The 14504-nt window shown below is 68.5% G+C and carries 11 protein-coding genes, 3 tRNA genes and 3 pseudogenes; 10 read left to right on the plus strand and 7 right to left on the minus strand.

Features of this window, described 5'->3' with window-relative positions; translation table 11 throughout:
- The first annotated feature begins 131 nt into the window (after positions 1-131).
- The 3 genes and pseudogenes from ACFQ7F_RS06250 to ACFQ7F_RS06260 form a co-directional block, all read left to right on the plus strand.
- A complete protein-coding gene (locus ACFQ7F_RS06250) occupies positions 132-638 on the plus strand; it encodes a hypothetical protein (RefSeq protein ID WP_383266872.1) in 507 nt (168 codons plus the stop codon).
- Between the two features lie 165 nt (positions 639-803).
- Entirely contained in the window at positions 804-1499 is a 696-nt protein-coding gene (locus ACFQ7F_RS06255) for a TMEM175 family protein (protein WP_383266875.1), read from the plus strand.
- A gap of 45 nt (positions 1500-1544) precedes the next feature.
- Positions 1545-1829, plus strand: a pseudogene (locus tag ACFQ7F_RS06260) (hypothetical protein); the annotation flags it as partial.
- Here ACFQ7F_RS06260 and ACFQ7F_RS06265 read toward each other — a convergent pair.
- On the minus strand, positions 1816-2412 hold the full coding sequence (locus tag ACFQ7F_RS06265; protein ID WP_383266878.1) for a TetR/AcrR family transcriptional regulator: 597 nt from the start codon (positions 2410-2412) through the stop codon (positions 1816-1818). The pseudogene ACFQ7F_RS06260 and the gene ACFQ7F_RS06265 overlap by 14 nt on opposite strands.
- A 204-nt stretch (positions 2413-2616) precedes the next feature.
- Here ACFQ7F_RS06265 and ACFQ7F_RS06270 point away from each other — a divergent pair.
- Together ACFQ7F_RS06270 and ACFQ7F_RS06275 are read left to right on the plus strand one after the other, a co-directional pair.
- Positions 2617-3120: pseudogene (locus ACFQ7F_RS06270) on the plus strand (MFS transporter); the annotation flags it as partial.
- A 240-nt stretch (positions 3121-3360) separates the two neighbouring features.
- Entirely contained in the window at positions 3361-4299 is a 939-nt protein-coding gene (locus ACFQ7F_RS06275; protein ID WP_383267003.1) for an alpha/beta fold hydrolase, read from the plus strand.
- Between the two features lie 826 nt (positions 4300-5125).
- Here the strand turns inward: ACFQ7F_RS06275 and ACFQ7F_RS06280 are convergent.
- Entirely contained in the window at positions 5126-5431 is a 306-nt protein-coding gene (locus ACFQ7F_RS06280) for a hypothetical protein (RefSeq protein WP_383266880.1), read from the minus strand.
- A gap of 343 nt (positions 5432-5774) precedes the next feature.
- Between ACFQ7F_RS06280 and ACFQ7F_RS06285 the strand changes: the two genes are divergently transcribed.
- Positions 5775-5993 carry a hypothetical protein gene (locus ACFQ7F_RS06285; RefSeq protein ID WP_383266883.1) on the plus strand — a complete coding sequence of 73 codons (219 nt, stop codon included), beginning with the start codon at positions 5775-5777 and terminating at the stop codon, positions 5991-5993.
- Between the two features lie 156 nt (positions 5994-6149).
- Here the strand turns inward: ACFQ7F_RS06285 and ACFQ7F_RS06290 are convergent.
- The 4 genes and pseudogenes from ACFQ7F_RS06290 to ACFQ7F_RS06305 form a co-directional block, all read right to left on the minus strand.
- Positions 6150-6440, minus strand: a pseudogene (locus tag ACFQ7F_RS06290) (hypothetical protein); the annotation flags it as partial.
- A 374-nt stretch (positions 6441-6814) separates the two neighbouring features.
- Positions 6815-6888 (minus strand) — tRNA-Ile (locus ACFQ7F_RS06295).
- 176 nt (positions 6889-7064) lie between these two features.
- Positions 7065-7137: transfer RNA gene (locus tag ACFQ7F_RS06300), tRNA-Asn, on the minus strand.
- A 5-nt stretch (positions 7138-7142) separates the two neighbouring features.
- Positions 7143-7215, minus strand: a tRNA-Asn gene (locus ACFQ7F_RS06305).
- 180 nt (positions 7216-7395) lie between these two features.
- Between ACFQ7F_RS06305 and ACFQ7F_RS06310 the strand changes: the two genes are divergently transcribed.
- From ACFQ7F_RS06310 to ACFQ7F_RS06325, 4 genes are all read left to right on the plus strand, one after another.
- Complete coding sequence (locus ACFQ7F_RS06310; protein ID WP_383266886.1) at positions 7396-7698, plus strand: YtxH domain-containing protein; 303 nt, start codon at positions 7396-7398, stop codon at positions 7696-7698.
- A gap of 73 nt (positions 7699-7771) precedes the next feature.
- Positions 7772-9202: an FGGY-family carbohydrate kinase gene (locus ACFQ7F_RS06315; protein ID WP_383266889.1), complete on the plus strand. Its 1431-nt coding sequence runs from the start codon at positions 7772-7774 to the stop codon at positions 9200-9202.
- Between the two features lie 138 nt (positions 9203-9340).
- Complete coding sequence (locus ACFQ7F_RS06320) at positions 9341-11074, plus strand: ABC transporter ATP-binding protein (RefSeq protein WP_383266893.1); 1734 nt, start codon at positions 9341-9343, stop codon at positions 11072-11074.
- A gap of 14 nt (positions 11075-11088) precedes the next feature.
- Positions 11089-12999 (plus strand): ABC transporter ATP-binding protein, encoded by a 1911-nt coding sequence (locus ACFQ7F_RS06325; protein ID WP_383266897.1) that lies wholly within the window; start codon positions 11089-11091, stop codon positions 12997-12999.
- A gap of 100 nt (positions 13000-13099) precedes the next feature.
- Here ACFQ7F_RS06325 and ACFQ7F_RS06330 read toward each other — a convergent pair whose 3' ends face one another.
- Positions 13100-14425 (minus strand): sigma-70 family RNA polymerase sigma factor, encoded by a 1326-nt coding sequence (locus tag ACFQ7F_RS06330; RefSeq protein ID WP_383266900.1) that lies wholly within the window; start codon positions 14423-14425, stop codon positions 13100-13102.
- Positions 14426-14504 lie beyond the last annotated feature (79 nt).

Consider the following 14504-nt stretch of genomic DNA (forward strand, 5'->3'; position numbering starts at 1 on the left):
CAGGTGGAGGAGGGTGGAGAAGGGTGGAGGTATCGGCGCTCCACCCTCCTCGGCTCCTGGGCCGACGCCCGGGCCGTGGCACAGGTCCGACGCTGTGTGGACAAGAACCCCTTCACCTACCGGCGGAAACCATGTCCACCTTGCAGAGCGCTCTCCTCATCAACGTCGTCGTGCTGCTCACGACCCTGCACGCCGACCTCGGCACCAAGGCAATAAGCCGCGGACGCCTGCTCCGCCCGCTGATCATCGCGGTGATCATCGTCCCCGTATTCGTCCACACCTTCTTCGACGACGGGATCGGCCTGGCCATCGAAATCTGCGGCCTCGCGGCCGGCGTGCTGTTCGGCCTTGTCGCCGTCAGCCAGGTCCAGGTCTTCCGGGAGCCGGACGGCCAGGTCGTCGCCCGGGCCGGCCGCAGCTACGCGGCGCTTTGGATCGGCCTGATCGTCGCCCGCTCGGTGTTCTCCATCGGCGCCACCTACTGGTTCGAGTCCGAGCTGGGCCGCTTCTTCTTCCGGCACGGCGCCCCGCCTGAGGACATCGCCTCGATCGTCACCAACGGGCTGGTGTTCATGGCGATCGCCGCGCTGCTCACCCGCTCGGGAGCGCTGAAGGTGCGCGCCTCCGGGCAGCCCTGAGCCCCGGCCTGCCCCGTGGGCAGCGGCTGCTTCGTGCTCGGACTCGAATCCGCTTGCCCAACAACCCTTGTACAGCCAGACATTGGGGTCCGCCCTGGTCGTGGGAGCCGCCGCAGTCGGCAGACCCCGGCCCGACGGACCGGACAGAAGAAAGGTGCAACACGCATGAGTGCCAGCGACGCCGTCGACCAAACCGGCACGGGAGGATACGACCCGGCTCAGCCGCCGGTTCCCGCGCCGGGCAGGAGCGAAGGGGGTGCCTCGGGCGAACGGCTGGTGTTGTTCACCGACGCGGTGACCGCGATCTCGATCACTTTGCTGATCCTGCCGCTGATCGATCTCGTCCCGGAGGCCGTGTCCGCCCACAAGCAGGCCAGCGAGGTGTTCACCGGTCACCTCGACCAGATCTGGAGCTTCCTGCTCAGCTTCGCGGTCATCGCAAACATCTGGCAGGAGCACCACCGGACCTTCTCGTCGGTCGCGAGGGTCCCCCGCTCTTTGATGGTGTGGAACATGGGATGGCTGCTGTCCGTCGTCGTGCTCCCCCTGCCGACGGAGATGATTGGCGCCTTCGGCCGTGACCGGTTCGCGGCGGCGTTCTACTACACGGTTCTCCTGGCGAGCATGGTGTGCCGGCTGGCGATGCTGAGGATCCTGAAAACCACCCCGGGACTGGTCGAGGGGGACGGTGAAGAGGGCCGTCGGAGGATCAAGGATTTGTATACCGAGAGCTATCTCAACGTCCTCCTTCTGGTCCTGGCTCTTGTCCTCGCCCTCGCCGTACCCGTGCTGCAGTACTACAGCCTGCTGCTGCTCGTCCTGCCCAGGCGGGCGTTCCTCCGGGGCCGGCGCGCCCGCTGACCCGGGTCCCCGTGGCGGGACGTCCCTGAGCAGTACGGCCCCTGGGAGTCGGTGTATGAGCTGTTCCGCCGCTGGCAGCTCGCCGGGAGCTGGGCCCCTGATCGTGGCCGCGCTGCAGGCTCTGGCCGACGAGGCCGGGCACGTGGCCTGGAAGGATCGGCAAGGAAAGGTACAAGCAGCGGCACGTCGTGGAATGCGGGATCAATCGCCTCAAGCGCAACCGGGGCGTCGCCACCCGCTAAGACAAGCTTGCCGTCCGCTACGAGGCCAACCTCCACGTCGCCTTCATCGGCGAGTGGCTCCGGCCCCTGGTCTCCTAAACACGCCTAGTTGCGCGCAACGCTTGCGAGAGCGCGTCCACGGTCACGCCCACAATGGCCAGGAGCTGCGCAGGGCTCGTCCCGGCTCTGCTCATGACGGCGAGGGACTGGTTCACGGCCGCCGCGTGTTCAGCGAAGGCATCGGCGTCCTGGTCGGTCAATCGCCCGGCCTTCAGCGCGGCGCGCAGGCGCAAACGCTGGAGGCCGAGCGCCTCCTTGGCGTGCGCCGCGACAGCCGGGCTCAGCACTGGAATCGCCATGGCCGACTGGGCAATCAGGCATCCATCGGGCAGTTCGGGATCGGCGATGCGCCCGAGGGTGACATCGAAGAATGCGCGAACAGCCGCAAGGGGTTCCGAGGCTGCACACGACAGGGCGGCGTCGTACTTGTCGCCGTAGCGCGCGGCGTAGCGATCCAGGCAGCGTAGGAAGAGCGTGTCCTTGTCGCCGAGCGAGGAGTAGATGGAGCTGCGGTTCAGGCCGGTTGCCCGTGACAGGTCATCCACTGAGGTGTCGGCGTAGCCGGCACGCCAGAACTGGATCATCGCGGCGTCGAGTGCCGTGTCCATGTCGAACTGCTTCTTGCCTGCCACGTGGCACTTCCTTGCCGGTGTGTCGATGTCTATGAGCTGTGCTGTACACCATTCCATCTTGAACTGAATAGTTCAAGATGTGCTATGTTGCAGACATGATCATGGCCGCGGGCCCCCGCAATCCGAGAAGGCGCCACGGGCACGCTGCCTGGTCCCTGCCGCCGCCGTCCGGCTGGCGGGAATCTGCCCGTTCCGCTCCACGGCCTGCGGGCGTCGAAGTTCGGCTTCGGGCCCGTCACCACAACCCTCGTCTTGATCGCCTACGTCATCGGCGTCGTTGGCATGCTGCTCGTGGCTGGTTCACTGTCCGACGCGATCGGACGCCGCCCCGTCGTGGCGCTGGCGCTGGCGCTCACGCTCACAGCGGTCAGCACCCTCGGGTTCGCACTCGCCAACCGCCTGACCCTCCTGCTGCTCTCGCAGGTCCTCAGCGGCACGGCAACCCGTCTCATCACCGCGACGGCGACGTCGTCGATCGCGGAGATCATGTCCGGCCGCAAGACCGCAGCGGTGCTGGCCACCGCCGCCAACGTCGGCGGCCTGAGTCTCGGTGTCATCGGCGCGGGCCTGCTGGCGGAGTTCGTCCCGGCGCCGACCCGCGCCGTGTTCTGGTGCTACCTCGGCGCCTGCGCGGCGGCGGGCTTTGCCTGGCTGGCAGTCCCCGAGACCGCAGGGCCGAGGACGCACTGGCGGCCCCGCGTCCGCCGCCCGGCACGTCCCCGCGGCGCGGGCCGGGCCCGCTCGGTTGCCGCCAGCGGCGTGCTTGTGGACGGGCCTCTATTCCGGCCTCGGCCCTGTCCTGCTGCTGGGCGTCCTCGACCAGATAGCCGGGCCCCGGACCCCCAGCACCCCCAACTGTTCTCGCCATCGCCATCGCCATCGCGCCCGCGGGCCTCGCCCTGGGGCACAGCACCGAACCAGCAAACCCCACACCAATGGAGGATTCCCGTGACTGACCCTGCCACCGCCACTCAGCATGTCTCCGAAGCCAACCCTGTCCGCGACCTGCCCCTGCACGACCTGGACGGGTTCACCCACCGCTGGGTCGACGCAGACGGCATCCGCCTTCATGCCGTCGAAGGCGGCCAGCCGGCCGGCCCTGCTGTCGTCCTGCTCGCCGGGTTCCCGCAAACCTGGCAGGCCTGGCGGAAGGTCATGCCCAGTCTCGCCGACCGGTTCCGCGTCATCGCGATCGACTTGCCGGGCCAGGGCCACTCCGACCGCCCGGAGCACGGCTACGACACCCACACGGTCGCCGCCCACGTCTACGCCGCCGTAAAGGCACTCGGAGTGTCGGCTTACTGGCTGGCCGCCCACGACATCGGCGCCTGGATTGCCTTCTCCCTCGCCCTCAACTACGAGAGCCAGCTGCGTGGGGTCGCCCTGCTCGACGCCGGAATCCCCGGCATCACCCTCCCGGAAACGATTCCCACCGACCCGGCTCGGGCGTGGAAGACCTGGCATTTCGCGTTCCACCTCGTGCCCGACCTGCCCGAGACCCTGCTCGCCGGCCGCGAACGGGACTATGTCGGTTGGTTCCTGAAAACGAAGGCACTCTCTCCCGACGCGTTCGACGACGCCGACCTCGACCACTACGCAGCGGCCCTCGCCGCCGACGGCGGCCTCCGCGCCTCCCTCGCCTACTACCGAGACTCCGCCGAGTCGGCGCGCAAGAACCACCAGGCGCTCGACCGGCAGCACCTGACTGTGCCCATCCTCGGAATCTCCAGCAGCCACGGCTCCATCCCGGACATGGCAGCCTCCATCAGCCCATGGGCCGACAACATCACCGGAGTCGTCGTGCCCGACGCCGGGCACTTCATCCCCGATGAGCAGCCCGAAGCCGTCGCTGCCGCTATAGCCGGCTTCATCGCCAGCGGCGACTGACGCCGCTCAGACCTGCCCGGCGCGCACCCGCCCAGGCGCGCGGCTGCCAGGACGCCCCCCGTCCTGGCGGCCCTCCGGGCAGAAACGGTCGTTCTGGCGCGAACGGGCCGCCGGCCGGGACGCGACGCGGCACAGTGCCGGGCCACCTGTACGGCTACCAGCTCGCGCACGGCGTCATCCCTCGTCTGGGTTGGGGGATCGATGGCCCAACTGTCTGCCACACCTGCGACAACCATTCCTGTCAGCAGCCTGCGCACCTTCGACTGGGCACTGCGGCGGAGAACCGGGCCCGAATGGTTGGCGCGGCGCCGCGATCCCGGCAGCCCTCTTGCCGACCTCCGCGGGCCCGCTGGCCGTTCCCGGGCCATCGGCTCGGCGATACGCGCTGGCCTCGCTCTGGGCGAATCCGATGGGCAGATCACTCACCGCATTCGGTCCGCAGCTGCGGTTGGCAGGCCTCTGAGCCTGTGGTGACCAGTTCGCCGTTGTTCGACGTCGGGCACGAGCTTCTCGTGAGGCATGAGGCAAGAGAGGCACGTTCTGGACCATCGGCATGTCTCTGCTCGCTGAGGTTGAGACAAGCGACTACTTGGTCGGGTATGAGAGCGAATCTGTTCGACCTGGGTGACCCCGCCGTTCGCCGAAGCTGGAGGAGGCCTTTGCTCCCCGCGTGCGGGGGTGCCCGGCCATACCGGGCACCCCCGCCTTCGCCGATCACGGGCAGCCGAACGGCATCCAGCCTATGCGCCGCAATCCCGTCAGCGGCTGCCTCCGCAGGCCAGCGCCCTCAATGAGACAGCCTGCCGCCTCGCGGTACTGCGGGCTGTCAGTACCAGACCCACAGCTTGGCCTTGGTTCCGTACTCTGTGCATTCGGCATGGTAGTAGCGGTCGGGATTGGACTGTACGACCGTGACTGCGGCCGCAGTGCATGCCCCCATGCTGTTGTAAGTGGCCCAGTAGTGCGCGACCCCCTGTACGGTGCTGGCCCCTTCCCACTGCGCGACACGGCTGGACGCGGCCGTGTCGGTGGTGGACGCGCCGGGTGAGGCGGCAAGCGCCGACCCGGCCGAGCCGCCCAGCGCAAGAGCGGCACCAACGGCCGCAGTCGCAATGGCGCGATGAATACGCATGTATTTCTCCCTCACTAGGAACACCAGGTCTCCCGCTTCTGCCGTACGGGCGCAGAACGGCATCCGCCCTGCTGCGGCAGCTGTCCGCGACGCTCGCCGTCCGGCCCGTAAGTGCTGTGGTCCACCGGCCCTGCCGACCTGTCCGGCAACGTCGCGCCGGACCCGAGCCCGGACCGCGGCTCAGCGTGGTTTGTGTCTGATCTCTTGCGGCACCGAGCTTGCCTAGATCGGCTGAGCCGGATCAACCGCTTACGGCTGTCCCGGACAGCAGGCTCCTGTCCGTCCTGGTCGGCGTCTTGTCCGGACACTGTCCGGGCTCGCCGTGCGTGCCGCCCTGGTTGTCATGCGCATCCTGCCCACCGGCCTGCGGTGGCCGTGCGTGAAATTCCGGGGAACGGGAGGACGGCCTGCGACACGACGAAGTACGGGTGATGGCGCGGACGTCCCCGCGCCTCACGTCATCGACCGGGACGGCACTATCCGCTGGGCCTTCGCCATCTCCGACTGCACCACCCGCGCCGAACCGGCCGACATCCTCGCCGCACTCGACAATCTCGCCTGAGGGTCGATCAACTGCCGGTCGACCAGGGGGTTCCCCTCGCATCCGGTTCACTTGGTAGTTGCAGGCGACTGGAGGATCTCGCGGCTCGCGCCATAGAGCACAGCCCTGACCAGCGAGTTTCTGAGCTGTCTCAGCCCGTGTCCGGGCGCCCGTGTCTCAGCTCCGTGGCAGTTCTTCAGGACCGGTATCAGGAGCCGTCCGCTCCGCCCACTCGCGCACGGTCACGGCATGCTCTATGCGGCTGACGATGTCCTTCTTGGACGCCGCGTCCAAGGTCTCCGGAAGTCTGTCGAAGGTGCCGGGAAGGACGTCGAGCAGACCCCAGATCTGTTCGCCGGTGCCGACGGTCAACAGCTGCTGGCACCTCCACTGCAGCGGCACCTCGGGACGGTGCGTGAGCCGCTGCACGAGCGTAGGGAACAGGTAGTGCGTCGCCTCTGCGGCGAGGCCGCAGCCCTACGTAGGCGTGCGCGTAGACCGAGAACTTTTCCGCGTCTGGCATCGAGGGCTCACCAGGTTCGACGAAACCCTCCCCCTTGACCCACCCGGCGGCCATTGCTGTCCGCGACCATTCACCAGGTCGCGGACCCGTTTCGCCACGTCGCCGTCGTCGAAGGTATCGCGCTGCGTCTGCCCCTGGCGGGAACCACCGGTCCGCCACATCACCGTGCAGGAGGGGTCGCCGCTCAGGCGCTCATTGGTCCTGACGTAAGCCATATGAAGGAGCCTACGGCGAGTCGATGCAGCGTTCGTACAGCGAATGCCGCGGCCCGACTAGCGTCGAAACGGCGTTCCCGCAGGTCACGACGTTTCTGCTGGGGTGGGGCGGGTGGGACTCGAACCCACGGCCGACGGATTATGAGTCCGCTGCTCTAACCGGCTGAGCTACCGCCCCTAACGGCGCGTCGCGCACATTTGTGCGCGCCGTCTGCCGCAGCATAGCCGCTCATACGATCTCCTGCTTCGGATGGTCGGCATAGCTCGACCATGAGGACCGCAGGGCTGCCCACATGGTTCCACCAGGCATGAAAATGGACCCCTGAGTGGCTTCTCAAGGGTCCTTCTCACTTGCTCTCCCGACTGGACTCGAACCAGTAACCTGCCGGTTAACAGCCGGCTGCTCTGCCAATTGAGCTACAGGAGACCGAGCTCCCCCGACTGGACTCGAACCAGTAACCTGCCGGTTAACAGCCGGCTGCTCTGCCAATTGAGCTACAGGGGATCGTCTCGTATGCATCGAACGCACCTACCTGGGAACTCTCCAGGCGGCGGGCGGTCGCTGCGACACATACATTAGCGCAAGCAGGGGGGTGCTCCGCCAATCGGTATCCCCCACCGCCGACACAGAGCAGCAGACGAGCGAACACACGCTCGACGCCGACGCAAGGGAAGGGTGGCAGTCATGCGCTACCGGCTCACATTCGTGGCGGGACTGGCTCTCGGGTACGTGCTCGGTACCCGGGCCGGTCGCGAGCGCTACGAGAAGCTCAAGAAGTCCGCCCGCGAGTTCTCGCAGAACCCGGCCGTGCGCAACACGGTCGAGTCCGCGACGCAGCAGGGCCGCGACGTGGCGGGCAAGGCCTTCCACTCCGTGTCCGAGAAGGTCGGGGACCGGGTCCCCGACTCGGTGACCGACCGGGTGCGCTCGCTGCGCGAGCGCGGCCAGGGCGGTGGCGAGGACGACTGGGGCACCACCAATACGTGACCAGTACGTGACGGAGGCCGTTCCCGGGAGCTGAGGTACGGGACACGTCGCGCGGTGCGGCAGAATTCCAGGCATGGGGATAGTCGCAGGGTTGGACAGTTCGCCCGATTTCACGCGCATCGTGGTCTGTGACGCGGACTCGGGCGCCGTACTCAAGCAGGGCTATGCCCCGCATCCGACGGAGAGCCCCGATGGTGGCGGCCGTCCGTCGGACGTGGATCCGCAGGCCTGGCTGCTCTCGCTCGGCGAGGCAGCGGGCGGCGGGCTGCTCGAAGGCGTGCAGGCCATCGGCGTCTCCGCGCAGCAGAACGCGCTCGTCGCCCTGGACCAGCACGGCAACACCGTGCGGCCCGCGCTCGTCGGCAACGACCGGCGGGCGCAGGTCGCCGCCGCCGACCTGATCGACGGACTCGGCAGCCGCGAGGCCTGGGCACAGGCCGTGGGCTGCGTCCCGCAGGCGGCACACCCCGTGACGAAGCTGCGCTGGCTGGCCAAGACCGAGCCGGAGGCCGCACAGCGCGTCGCCTCCCTCATGCAGGCGCACGACTGGCTGGTGTGGCAGCTGCTCGGGCGGCCCGCGCGGCGCACGACCGACCGCGGCGGCGCCTCCGGGACCGGCTACTGGTCGGCGGCGACGGGTTCGTACCGCCCCGACCTCGTGGAGCTCGCGCTCGGGCACCAGGCGATGCTGCCCGAGGTCATCGGTCCCGCCGAGGCCGCGGGGACGACACCCGAGGGACTGCTGATCTCGGCGGGGACCGGCGAGACGATGGCGGCGGCGTTCGGGCTGGGGGTCCAACAGGGTGACGCGGTCGTCTCGTTGGGGGCTTCGGGGTCCGTGATGGCCGTCCACCACGAGGCGCTCGTCGATCCGAGCGGGACGATCACCTCGCTCGCGGACGCCACCGGACTGCATCTGCCGGTGGTGCACACGCTGAACGCCGTGCGCGTGTTGCGCGGCGCCGCCGAGATGCTGGGGCTGCCCGATCTGGAGGGGCTCTCCGAGCTGGCCATGAAGTCGACGCCGGGTGCGCACGGGCTAGTACTCCTGCCGTATCTGGAGGGTGAGAAGACGCCGAATCTGCCGCACGCGGCGGGCACCCTGACAGGGCTGCGGCGCGAGTCGATGCGGCCCGAGCATCTGGCGCGGGCGGCCTTCGAGGGCATGCTGTGCGGGCTCGGGGACGCGCTCGACGTGCTGCGGTCGCGGGGCGTCGAGGTGCGCCGGATCTTCCTGCTCGGCGGGGCTGCCGAGCTGCCGGCCGTGCAGGCCGTGGCGCCGATCCTGTTCGGCACGCAGGTCGTGGTGCCGCAGCCCGCGGACTACGCGGCGATCGGTGCGGCGCGGCAGGCGGCCTGGGCGCTGAACGGTCAACTGCCGTACTGGCAGGGGGCTTCCGCGCAGGTCTTCGAGCCGGGCGACGAGCATGCCGTGGGCCAGGCCGTGCGCCAGCAGTACCGGACCGTGCGGGAACAGGCGCACCCCGGGGCACTTGACGGCTGACCCTTCGGCGTGGCGACTTATTGACCCAGGCTAATATTTTACTGGGTCATGGGTTAATCGGTTGCGCGCGGGTGGGTGCGATGTCGGAGTATGGGGTCGACCTCGCCATTACCCCGCCCACGCCTCTCGAGAGACTCCGTGCTCATACGACTCCTACGGGCCCGTCTGGGTCCGTACAAGAAGCCCATCGCCCTGCTGGTCCTTCTGCAGTTCCTGCAGACCTGCGCCTCGCTGTATCTGCCCACGCTCAACGCCGACATCATCGACGAGGGTGTCGTGAAGGGCGACACGGGCTACATCCTCTCGTTCGGCGGCGTCATGATCGCCGTCACCGTCGCCCAGGTGGTCTGCAACGTGGGGGCCGTCTACTACGGAGCCCGTACCGCGTCCGCCCTCGGCCGTGATGTCCGGGCCGCCGTCTTCGACCGCGTGCAGTCGTTCTCCGCGCGGGAGTTGGGGCAGTTCGGCGCGCCGTCCCTGATCACCCGGACCACGAACGACGTCCAGCAGGTACAGATGCTGGTTCTGATGACGTTCACTCTGATGGTCTCGGCGCCGATCATGTGCGTCGGCGGCATCGTCATGGCCCTGGGCCTCGACGTACCGCTCTCGGGTGTCCTGGTCGCTGTCGTGCCCGTCCTGGCGATCTGCGTGAGCCTGATCGTGAAGCGCCTTCGCCCGCTCTTCCGCACCATGCAGGTGCGCCTGGACACCGTGAACCGCGTGCTGCGCGAGCAGATCACCGGCAACCGCGTCATCCGTGCCTTCGTCCGCGACGAGTACGAGAAGGACCGCTTCCGGCAGGCCAACGGCGAGCTGACCGAGGTGTCGCTCGGCACCGGCAAGCTGCTCGCACTGATGTTCCCGATCGTCATGACCGTCGTGAACATCTCGTCGATCGCCGTGGTGTGGTTCGGCGCGCACCGCATCGACAGCGGCGGCATGCAGATCGGGGCGCTCACCGCGTTCCTCGCGTATCTGATGCAGATCGTGATGTCCGTGATGATGGCCACCTTCATGTTCATGATGGTGCCGCGCGCCGAGGTCTGCGCCGAGCGCATCGAGGAGGTCCTGGACACCGAGAGCAGCGTGGTGCCCCCGGCCTCCCCCGTGACCGAACTGCGGCGCCACGGCCACCTGGAGATCCGCGACGCGGGCTTCCGCTACCCCGGCGCCGAGGAGCCCGTCATCAAGGCCGTCGACCTCGTCGCACGGCCCGGCGAGACGACCGCCGTGATCGGGTCGACCGGCAGCGGCAAGTCGACGCTGCTCAGCCTCGTGCCGCGGCTCATCGACAGCACCGAGGGCGAGGTCCTGGTGGACGGCGTGCCCGTGCACACCATCGAACCCGGGCTGCTCGCGAGGACGGTGGGCCTCGTACCGCAGAAGCCGTACCTCTTCGCCGGCACGGTCGCCTCCAATCTCCGCTACGGAAACCCGGACGCGACCGACGAGGAGCTCTGGCACGCGCTCGATGTCGCCCAGGCCAAGGGCTTCGTCGAAGGCCTTGAAGAGGGCCTGAGCGCGCCGATCTCGCAGGGCGGCACGAATGTCTCCGGCGGCCAGCGCCAGCGGCTCGCGATCGCGCGGACCCTGGTGCAGCGCCCCGAGATCTACCTCTTCGACGACTCCTTCTCGGCCCTGGACTACGCCACCGACGCCGCCCTGCGGGCCGCGCTCGGCCGCGAGACCGCCGAGGCGACCGTCGTGATCGTCGCCCAGCGCGTGTCGACGATCCGGGACGCCGACCGCATCATCGTCCTCGACGAGGGCCGGGTCGTGGGGACGGGACGCCATCACGAGCTGATGGAGAGCAATGAGACCTACCGGGAGATCGTGCTCTCCCAGCTGACGGAAGCGGAGGCCGCGTAATGCCCCCTGGTGGCATGGGTGGACCGATGATGGGGCCGGACTCCAAGTCGATGGATTTCAAGGGGTCCGGCAGACGGCTCCTCGCGCAGTTCAAGCCAGAGCGCACCACGATGTACGGGATGATCGGCGCCGGAGTGCTCAGCGTGGCGCTCACCGTGCTCGGCCCCAAGATCCTCGGCAAGGCGACCGACCTGCTCTTCGCGGGCATCGTCGGCCGTGACATGCCGGACGGCGTCACCAAGGACCAGGCCATCGAGGGCCTGCGCGACAAGGGCGACGGCGGCATGGCCGACATGCTCTCCGGGGTCGACTTCACCCCGGGCAAGGGCATCGACTTCGGCGCCATGGGTGAGGTCCTTCTGCTCGCTCTCGGCGTGTTCCTGGTCGCGGGACTGCTGATGATGATCTCGACGCGGCTCTCGAACCGCGCCATCAACAAGACCGTCTTCAACATGCGCGGCGACGTCCAGGAGAAGCTGTCGCGGCTTCCGCTGTCGTACTTCGACAAGCGGCAGCGCGGCGAGGTGCTCAGCCGGGCGACGAACGACCTCGACAACATCGGCCAGACGCTGCAGCAGACCATGGGCCAGCTGGTGAACTCACTGCTCACCATCGTCGGCGTACTGGTGATGATGTTCTACGTCTCGCCGCTGCTCGCCCTGGTGGCGCTGGTCACCGTGCCGCTGTCGTTCTTCGTGGCGACGAAGGTCGGCAAGCGGTCGCAGCCGCAGTTCGTGCAGCAGTGGAAGACCACCGGCAAGCTCAACGCGCACATCGAGGAGATGTACACCGGGCACAACCTGGTGAAGGTCTTCGGGCGCCAGGAGGAGTCGGCGAAGGCCTTCGCCGAGCAGAACGACGCGCTGTACGAGGCCGGGTTCAAGGCGCAGTTCAACAGCGGGGCCATGCAGCCGCTGATGTTCTTCATGTCGAACCTCAACTACGTCCTGGTGGCCGTGGTGGGTGGCCTGCGGGTCGCGTCCGGCACGCTGTCGATCGGTGACGTACAGGCCTTCATCCAGTACTCGCGGCAGTTCTCGATGCCGCTCACGCAGGTCGCGTCGATGGCGAACCTGGTGCAGTCCGGTGTCGCGTCCGCCGAGCGCATCTTCGAGCTCCTCGACGCGGAGGAGCAGGAGGCCGACCCGGTGCCGGGCGAGCGCCCCGACCAGCTGCGCGGCCGGGTCGAGATGGACGAGGTGTCCTTCCGCTACGAGAAGGACAAGCCGCTCATCGAGAACCTGTCCCTGAAGGTCGAGCCGGGCCACACGGTGGCGATCGTCGGACCGACAGGCGCGGGCAAGACCACGCTGGTCAACCTGCTTATGCGGTTCTACGAAGTCACCGGCGGGCGCATCACGCTCGACGGGGTCGACATCGCGAAGATGTCGCGCGACGAACTGCGGTCCGGCATCGGCATGGTGCTCCAGGACACCTGGCTGTTCGGCGGCACCATCGCGGAGAACATCGCGTACGGAGCGGCCAAGGACGTCACCCGCGAGGAGATCGAGGAGGCGGCGCGGGCGGCCCACGCCGACCGCTTCTGCCGCACGCTGCCCGACGGCTACGACACGGTGATCGACGACGACGGCACGGGCGTGAGCGCGGGCGAGAAGCAGCTGATCACGATCGCGCGGGCGTTCCTGTCCGACCCGGTGATCCTGGTCCTCGACGAGGCGACGAGCTCGGTCGACACCCGTACCGAGGTGCTCATCCAGAAGGCGATGGCGCGGCTCGCCCACGGGCGGACCTCGTTCGTCATCGCCCACCGGCTCTCCACCATCCGGGACGCGGACACGATTCTGGTGATGGAGAACGGGGCGATCGTGGAGCAGGGCACGCATGACGCGTTGCTGGCGGAGGAGGGGGCTTATGCCCGTCTGTACGCCGCTCAGTTCGCGCAGGCCGTAGCCGAGGTCGACTAGCGCCGTTGTGGGAGCGGGGTTCTGCGCGTGCCCGTCGAGTGTGGCTGAGCGCGCAGTTCCCCGCGCCCCTTCGGGGCGCTCCTCAGTTTCGGGGCGCTCCTCAGTCCAAGTACCCCCGCAGCTGGTCCGCGAAGGCGTGGTCCCGGAGCTTGTTGAGGGTCTTGGACTCGATCTGGCGGATGCGTTCGCGTGTCACGCCGAAGATCCGGCCTATCTCCTCCAGGGTGCGGGGCCTGCCGTCCGCGAGGCCGTAGCGCAGCTGGACCACCTTGCGTTCGCGCTCGCCGAGTGTGGAGAGCACCGCCTCCAGGTGTTCGCGCAGGAGCAGGAAGGCCGCCGATTCGACGGGGCTCGCCGCGTCGCCGTCCTCGATGAGGTCACCGAGCGCGACATCGTCCTCCTCGCCCACGGGCGCGTGCAGCGACACCGGCTCCTGGGCCAGGCGCAGGACTTCGCTGACCCGCTCGTGCGGCAGGTCGAGCTGGGCGGCGACCTCTTCGGGGGTCGGTTCGTAGCCCCGCTCCTGGAGCATGCGGCGCTGGACGCGGACGACGCGGTTGATCAGCTCCACGACGTGCACCGGTACGCGGATGGTGCGGGCCTGGTCGGCGAGGGCCCGCGACATCGCCTGGCGGATCCACCAGGTCGCGTACGTGGAGAATTTGTAGCCGCGTGCGTAGTCGAACTTCTCGACTGCCCTGATCAGGCCCAGGTTTCCCTCCTGGACGAGGTCGAGCATGGTCAGTCCGCGCCCTACGTACCGCTTGGCGACGGAGACGACCAGGCGGAGGTTGGCCTCGATCAGGCGCCGCTTGGCCATCCGGCCCACGACGACCAATTTGTCGAGGTCGAGGGCGAGTTGCGAGTCCAGGTCGCTGGCGAGGCGCAGCTTCTCCTCGGCGAAGAGACCGGCCTCGACGCCGCGTGCGAGTTCCACTTCCTCCGCCGCGGTGAGCAGGGGGATCCGGCCTATCTCGCGCAGATACTGGCGGAACAGGTCGGACGACGGGCCGCCGGTGTCGGCGCGGGTGCGGGGAGCGGGCGGCAGCGGCAGCGCGTCGCTCTCCGGTTCGAGGGGCTCCGGGGCGTCGGGGGCGTCCCGGGGGTCGGTGGGCTCCTCCGCTTCGGGGCTTTCGGGGCCCGCTTCCGGGTGCCGTGCGGCTCGGCTCTGCGGCGGTACGGTCGCGATGACGTCCGTATCCGCCTCCGCCTCCGCTTCCGCGGCAACGGCGGTCTCGGTCTGGCTGAGGGTCTGGGTCTGCACGGGGGCGACCTCCATGATGATCGCTGCTGAGGCGTGCGGCAGCGGTACAGCGGGATCGGCTTCGACGGCCTCGCCGCTGTCCGTCCCGAACACGATGTGTGGAATCGCGGGTATGTCGGATCCGCTGTATGCGGGCCGGCCGCGCTCCGAGGACTCAGGCACCGCAACCCAGTGTGGGGCACGACACACGGCCGCCACGAGGGGCGTGCGGTGACTTTCTGAGTCCGGTCCGTAACCGCGT

It is taken from the genome of Streptomyces sp. NPDC056486 (assembly GCF_042795295.1).
In the GTDB taxonomy this organism is placed as follows: Bacteria; Actinomycetota; Actinomycetes; order Streptomycetales; family Streptomycetaceae; genus Streptomyces.

Coding starts and splice junctions, on each gene's coding strand:
- ACFQ7F_RS06250 (WP_383266872.1), top strand. CDS start 132: ATGTCCACCTTGCAGAGCGCTCTCCTCATCAACGTCGTCGTGCTGCTC.
- ACFQ7F_RS06255 (WP_383266875.1), top strand. CDS start 804: ATGAGTGCCAGCGACGCCGTCGACCAAACCGGCACGGGAGGATACGAC.
- ACFQ7F_RS06280 (WP_383266880.1), bottom strand. CDS start 5,431: ATGCGTATTCATCGCGCCATTGCGACTGCGGCCGTTGGTGCCGCTCTT.
- ACFQ7F_RS06285 (WP_383266883.1), top strand. CDS start 5,775: ATGCGCATCCTGCCCACCGGCCTGCGGTGGCCGTGCGTGAAATTCCGG.
- ACFQ7F_RS06310 (WP_383266886.1), top strand. CDS start 7,396: ATGCGCTACCGGCTCACATTCGTGGCGGGACTGGCTCTCGGGTACGTG.
- ACFQ7F_RS06315 (WP_383266889.1), top strand. CDS start 7,772: ATGGGGATAGTCGCAGGGTTGGACAGTTCGCCCGATTTCACGCGCATC.
- ACFQ7F_RS06325 (WP_383266897.1), top strand. CDS start 11,089: ATGGGTGGACCGATGATGGGGCCGGACTCCAAGTCGATGGATTTCAAG.